Origin of the sequence: Methylobacterium sp. WL116, from assembly GCF_008039455.1 — a bacterium.
GTDB lineage: Bacteria > Pseudomonadota > Alphaproteobacteria > Rhizobiales > Beijerinckiaceae > Methylobacterium.
Genome location: NZ_VRUV01000269.1, coordinates 1 through 6,235 on the forward strand (window position 1 = coordinate 1; position 6,235 = coordinate 6,235).

Genomic DNA, 6,235 nt, shown 5'->3' on the forward strand with positions numbered 1-6,235 from the left:
GCCGAGCGCTACCGGAGCCAGGCCGACTACGTGAACCGGGTGCGCGAGGCCGCCCGGGAGGCCGAGGCCCGGACCACGGTGACGTGCGAGGCGCCGGCGACGTCGTACATCCGGACGTTGGCCGGCAGCGCGAGGTCTTCGGTGCCGGTGGCGCCGGTGCGGCCGAGCGAGGCGCGCAGCGACGCGTAATCCGTGGTCGAATTCAGGAGCATCGCCTTCGGCGCCACCTCGCCCCGCGCCTCGGCCGCGGCGACGATCGCGCCGATGGTCAGCGGCCCGTCGTGGACGCCGGGAAACTCCGGATCGGCAAAATTCGGCGCGCCGTCGGCGCTCGATCCCGGCCCGGTGCCCGATCGCAGGATCGGCAGCAGCCCCGCGCCCGAGACGAAGACGTGCATCCCGTCGAAGACGCGCCGGCCGTCGGCGCGGTTGAAGCCGTGCAGCAGGAAGGTCTTCAGGAAGCGCCCGTCCTGCGACTTGCCGGTGGCGAGCGTCCGGCTCACGCTGCCGGCGAGCGGGTTCGGCGTGCCCGCGGCATCGGCCGCCGCGTGGGCGAGGAAGTCGGCCGTATCGCGCACGATGGCGAAGCCGACCCCCTCGACGAAGCGCCGCTGTCCCTCGCCGTCGGTGAAGGACGGCAGGTCGGCGCCCTGGCCGAGCTCCCAGTACACCTCGGCGACCCGGTAGCCGCGATCCTCCAGGAAGCCGGTGCCGGCATCGAGGTTGCCCGACGCCATCGGCAGCGCCCGCGGGCTGTTGTAGAGCGCGTGGGCGTAGGCCTTGCCGCGATTGGGCACGTCGACCAGCAGCGCGCCGTTGCCGGCGGCCGCATCGACCGGCAGGAACAGGATCACCCGCGCCGCGTACTCGACCCTGCCGGCGGCGTTGCGCGTCGCCCTGTCGAGATCGGGAATGCCGGCCTCGCCGGGCGCCAGATCGCCGACGACGCGCCCCTCCCAGCGCGCATAGGCCCCCGCCGCGAACGTGCCGTAGGGCTGCTTGGACGCGATCTCCAGGCGGACGACCCTGGCCTCGGCCGCGCCCGCGCCGAGGGCGAGGAGGAGGGCTGCGGCGTGGAGGATGTGTGGCATGGGAACCCCTCGTTTCGGCAGAGCCTGACGCCGTCGCGGCGTGCCGGCCGGGGGGACGATCCGGGGGCGGATGGAACCGCGCTCGGCGCTCGATCCCGACATGGAACGCCCGATGCGCGCGGCCGTCACTTCCGCAGCGGCACGCCCTTCGTGGTGAAACGCGGCGCGCCCGGATGGCGCCCGGGTCGCGGCTGGCCGCCCGCCTTGCCCAGGCCCGTTCCCGGCGGCTGCGAGAGCGGGACGAGCTGGTCCGGCCGCGGCCCGATGAGATCCGCGCGGCCCATCGCCCGCAGCGCCTCGCGCAGCAGGGGCCAGTTCTCGGGGTCGTGGTAGCGCAGGAACGCCTTGTGCAGCCGGCGCTGGCGCATCCCCTTGATCGCGTCGACCGGCTCGCTGCCGCCGCGCCGCACGCCCTGCAACGGATTGATCTCGGTGTGGTACATCGTCGTGGCGGTCGCCATCGGCGAGGGCAGGAACGTCTGCACCTGATCGGCGCGGTAGTCGTTCTTCTTGAGCCAGACGGCGAGGTTCATCATGTCCTGGTCGGTCGTGCCCGGATGGGCCGCGATGAAGTACGGGATCAGGTAGTATTTCTTGCCGGCCTTCTCGGCGGCCGCGTCGAACATCTCCTTGAAGCGGTCGTAGGTGCCGATCCCCGGCTTCATCATCAGGTCGAGGGGGCCGCGCTCGGTGTGCTCGGGGGCGATCTTCAGCCGGCCGCCGACGTGATGGGTCACGAGCTCCTCGACGTATTCGGGGCTCCGGACCGCGAGGTCGTAGCGCACGCCGGAGGCCACCATCACCTTTTTGACGCCCTTGACCTCGCGGACCTTGCGATAGAGCCGGATCAGGTCGTCGTGCGAGGTGTTCAGGTTCGGGCAGATGTCCGGGAAGACGCAGGACGGCAGCCGGCACGCCGCCTCGATCTTCGGGTCCTTGCAGGCCATCCGGTACATGTTCGCCGTCGGCCCGCCGACATCCGAGATCACGCCGGTGAAGCCCGGGGTCTTGTCGCGGATCCGCTCGATCTCGCGCAGGATCGAGCCTTCCGACCGGTTCTGGATGACGCGGCCCTCGTGCTCGGTGATCGAGCAGAAGGTGCAGCCGCCGAAGCAGCCGCGCATGATCGTCACGGAGAACTTGATCATGTCCCAGGCGGGGATCTTCGCGTCGCCGTAGGCGGGATGGGGGGCGCGGGCGTAGGGCAGGTCGTAGACCGCATCCATCTCCTCGCTGGAGAGCGGGATCGGCGGCGGGTTCAGCCACAGGTCGCGGTCGCCGTGGCGCTGGACGAGGGGGCGGGCGTTGCCGGGGTTGGCCTCCCGGTGCAGCACCCGCGAGGCGCGGGCATAGGCCTCCTTGTCGTCCTTGACCTCGTCGTAGGCGGGGAGCCGGATCACGGTCTCGCCGGGGCGGCGGCTGGCGGCCTCGTCGGCCGAATCGAGGTCGTCGGCGGGCAGCTCGGCGTAGTGCGCGGGCACGCGGCGGAACAGGGCGACGCCCCGGACGGAGTCCAGCTCGTGCGGCGCCGCGCCGGCCGCGAGGCGGTTCGCCACCTCGACCACGGCGCGCTCGGCATTGCCGTAGAGCAGCAGGTCGGCCTTCGCATCCGCGAGGATCGAGCGGCGCACCTTGTCGGACCAGTAATCGTAATGGGCGATGCGGCGGAGCGAGGCCTCGATGCCGCCGAGGATGATCGGCACGTCCTTGTACGCCTCGCGGCAGCGCTGCGTGTAGACGATGGTCGAGCGGTCCGGGCGCCGGCCGCCCTCCCCGCCCGCGGTGTAGGCGTCATCGTGGCGCAGGCGACGGTCCGCCGTGTAGCGGTTCACCATCGAGTCGAGATTGCCGCCGGTGACGCCGAAGAACAGCGCCGGCCGGCCCAGGGCCTTGAACGGCTCCGCCGATTGCCAGTCGGGCTGCGCGATGATGCCGACCCGGAATCCCTGCGCCTCGAGCAGCCGGCCGATGATGGCCATGCCGAAGCTGGGATGGTCGACATAGGCGTCGCCCGTCACCAGGACGATGTCGCAGGATTCCCACCCGAGCGCGTCCATCTCGGCGCGGCTCATGGGCAGGAACGGCGCCGCCGCCTTGGAAGACGGCCGCTTGCAGGCGAGGGGAGCCGGGGATCGACTCGCGGAAGCTTGGAGGAGGTCCATGGGGCCCGTGCATAGACCGCCGGGGCCGCGACCTCAACGAACGGCGCGGCGGGTCATCACGGACCAGCCCGCCCCCTACCCCTCCTCGCCCGGCATCGCCGTCGGCCAGTCGACGATCCGGTCCGGGAGCTCGTCGTCGGAGAACTCCTCCTCGTTGCCGGCCATCCGGCCGCGGATCGAGATGCCGGCGTCGTGGACGCTGTTGCGCGAGCCCGAGATCAGCGGGTGCCAGTCGAACAGCGGCTCGCCGTCGCGGACCAGGCGGTAGGCGCAGGTGGGCGGCAGCCACGGGATCGTGCGCACCGCCTCCGGCGTGAGGCGGACGCAGTCCGGCACGCGGACCTGGCGCTTGGCGTAGTCGCGGCAGCGGCAATGGTGGCCGTCGAGCAGCGTGCAGCCGACGTCGGTGTGGTGGACCTCGCCGGTGTCGTCGTCCTCGAGCTTGAGCAGGCAGCAGCGGCCGCAGCCGTCGCACAGGCTCTCCCACTCGGCCGGCGTCATCGCATCGAGGGATTTCTCCCGCCAGAACGGCAGGGCGGCACCCGCGGGGGCGGGCTTGGGGTTCCCCATCGGGAACACCTCTCGTGTCTCAAGGGCTGAAGCGCTCTCCTGTGCCGCATGGGCGCCGGCCGCGCAACCTCGCCCCGGCGCCGCCCCAATCCCGCATCAAGACTGACGCGACCTTTCTCGGGCGCCCGCCGGACCCATCGCCGCGAGGGCCGCGTTCCATCTCGCGAAAGGCCCCGCGGCTTGGTAGAGAGGGGCACGGCCCCGTCGTCCGCGGGTCCGTCGAGGCGTCTCTAGGAGCCGGAACCCCGTCGTGCGCCTGCTGAACGTCTCTCGTCTCCTCACCCGCATCAGGCACGCGTCGCTGGCCTTCGACGCGTGGGTCAATGCGGGCCTCTACGACAGCGGCGTCTCCGGCGGCGCGGCCTACGGCCGCTTCCAGGAGCGGATGAAGGTCTTCGCCTTCCGCGGCTGGAAGCGGGTCGCGCTCGACCTGACGAGCGAAGCCACGACGCTCGGCACCGGGGCTGCGATCCTGATGCTGGCGATGGCGCAGCCCGCCTTCAACCTCACCAGCGACAACTGGCTGAAGCAGCAGGACCTCGCGGTCACCTTCCTCGACCGCTACGGCACCGAGGTCGGGCGGCGCGGGATCAAGCACGACGACTCGCTCAAGCTCGACGAATTCCCCGACATCATGATCAAGGCCCTGGTCTCGACCGAGGACCGCCGCTTCTACGAGCACTGGGGCATCGACCCGATCGGCACGATGCGGGCGCTGGTCAACAACTCGCGCGGCGGCGGCAACACCCAGGGCGGCTCGTCGATCACGCAGCAGCTCGCCAAGAACCTGTTCCTCACCAACGAGCGCTCGCTGGAGCGCAAGATCAACGAGGCCTTTCTGGCCCTGTGGCTCGAGAGCCACCTGACCAAGAACGAGATCCTGAAGCTCTACCTCGACCGCGCCTACATGGGCGGCGGCACCTTCGGCGCGGTGGCGGCGGCGGACTACTATTTCGGCAAGCCGCTGAAGGACATCAGCCTGGCCGAGGCCGCGATGCTGGCCGGCCTGTTCAAGGCGCCGAGCAAGTACGCGCCGAGCGTCAATCTTCCGGCGGCCCGCGCGCGCGCCGTCGACGTGCTGCACAACATGGTCGAGGCCGGCTTCGTCACCGAGGGGCAGATCCAGACGGCGCTGCGCAACCCGGCGACGCCGGTGACGCGCACCCGCGACATCACCGCCGACTACTACCTCGACTGGGCCTTCGGCGAGATCAAGGCCATGGCCGACGCGGGCAAGTTCAAGAGCGACCGGGTGCTGACGGTGAAGACGCCGCTCGACCTCGGCATCCAGAAGCGCGCCGACCAGGTGGTGGCCGACATCCTGCGCAAGTCCGGCGAGGCCTACGACGTCGACGAGGCGGCGATGGTGATCCTCGATCCCGACGGCGCCCTGCGCGCGATGGTCGGCGGCGCCGATTACGGCGAGAGCCAGTTCAACCGCGCCACCGACGCGCTGCGCCAGCCCGGCTCGTCGTTCAAGCCCTACGTCTACGCGGCGGCGCTGAGCTCGGGCCTGTTCCGGCCGGACACGGTGGTCGTCGACAGCCCCGTCTGCCTCGGCAACTGGTGCCCGCAGAATTACGGCCGCTCCTATTCCGGGCGCCAGCCGATGTGGCTCGCGGTGGCCAAATCGATCAACACGATCCCGATCAAGGTCTCGATCGCCATCGGCAAGGGCCTCGGGATCAAGGGCGACTTCCCGGCGGCGAAGGCGGGCCGCGCCAAGATCATCGACACGGCCCACCGCATGGGCATCACCACCCCGCTGGTCGATTCCGTCTCGCTGCCGATCGGCTCGGCCGAGGTGACGGTGATCGACCAGGCCGCGGCCTACGCGGTGTTCGCCAACGGCGGGCGCAAGGCGAAGCCCTACGCGGCCTCCGAGGTGAAGAACTCCAGCGGCGAGGTGATCTACCGGCACGACGACGAGAAGCCCGAGCAGGTGCTCTCGACCCAGGTCGTGGCCGATATGAACTACATGCTGAACAAGGTGGTCGAGGAGGGCACCGGCCGCCGCGCGCAGCTCGAGGGCATGAAGGTCGCGGGCAAGTCCGGCACCACGAACGCCTACCGCGACGCGTGGTTCGTCGGCTACACCGGCAACTACGTCGCCGCGGTCTGGTTCGGCAACGACGACCACACCTCGACCAACAAGATGACCGGCGGCTCGCTCCCCGCCTCCGCCTGGCACGACGTGCTCGAGGTCGCCCACCAGGGCATCGAGCTCAAGCCCCTGCCGGGGCTCAAGGCCCCGAACGCCGCCGCCGCCCAGGCCGCCGCCGCCGCCCCGACCGATCCGGCCGCGACCAGCTACGGCAAGCTCTCGCGCCGGAGCTTCGAGGTGATCGGCGGCCTCAACGGCCTGTTCCGCACCGTCGAGCGGGCCCGGCCCGATGCGGGCGAGGCCAAGCC

The 6,235-nt window shown here is 71.0% G+C and carries 4 protein-coding genes; 1 reads left to right on the forward strand and 3 read right to left on the reverse strand.

Annotated elements, in window-relative coordinates:
• Positions 1–26: 26 nt before the first annotated feature.
• The 3 genes from FV223_RS17665 to FV223_RS17675 all read right to left on the reverse strand — a co-directional run bounded on the left by FV223_RS17665 (position 27) and on the right by FV223_RS17675 (position 3,823).
• Positions 27–1,091 carry an alpha/beta hydrolase domain-containing protein gene (locus FV223_RS17665; protein WP_147728250.1) on the reverse strand — a complete coding sequence of 355 codons (1,065 nt, stop codon included), beginning with the start codon at positions 1,089–1,091 and terminating at the stop codon, positions 27–29.
• 125 nt (positions 1,092–1,216) lie between these two features.
• Positions 1,217–3,253, reverse strand: coding sequence for a YgiQ family radical SAM protein (locus FV223_RS17670; RefSeq protein WP_147728251.1), 2,037 nt, complete (start codon positions 3,251–3,253; stop codon positions 1,217–1,219).
• A 75-nt stretch (positions 3,254–3,328) separates the two neighbouring features.
• Complete coding sequence (locus FV223_RS17675; RefSeq protein WP_147728252.1) at positions 3,329–3,823, reverse strand: YcgN family cysteine cluster protein; 495 nt, start codon at positions 3,821–3,823, stop codon at positions 3,329–3,331.
• Between the two features lie 250 nt (positions 3,824–4,073).
• On the opposite strand from FV223_RS17675, the gene FV223_RS17680 reads away from it, so the two are divergent.
• On the forward strand, positions 4,074–6,235 hold a 2,162-nt coding region (locus FV223_RS17680; RefSeq protein ID WP_147728253.1), incomplete at its 3' end, for a PBP1A family penicillin-binding protein.

What these genes read in the sequence shown, in the direction of transcription:
- FV223_RS17670 (WP_147728251.1), bottom strand. Translation starts at nt 3,253, where the DNA reads ATGGACCTCCTCCAAGCTTCCGCGAGTCGATCCCCGGCTCCCCTCGCC.
- FV223_RS17675 (WP_147728252.1), bottom strand. Translation starts at nt 3,823, where the DNA reads ATGGGGAACCCCAAGCCCGCCCCCGCGGGTGCCGCCCTGCCGTTCTGG.
- FV223_RS17665 (WP_147728250.1), bottom strand. Translation starts at nt 1,091, where the DNA reads ATGCCACACATCCTCCACGCCGCAGCCCTCCTCCTCGCCCTCGGCGCG.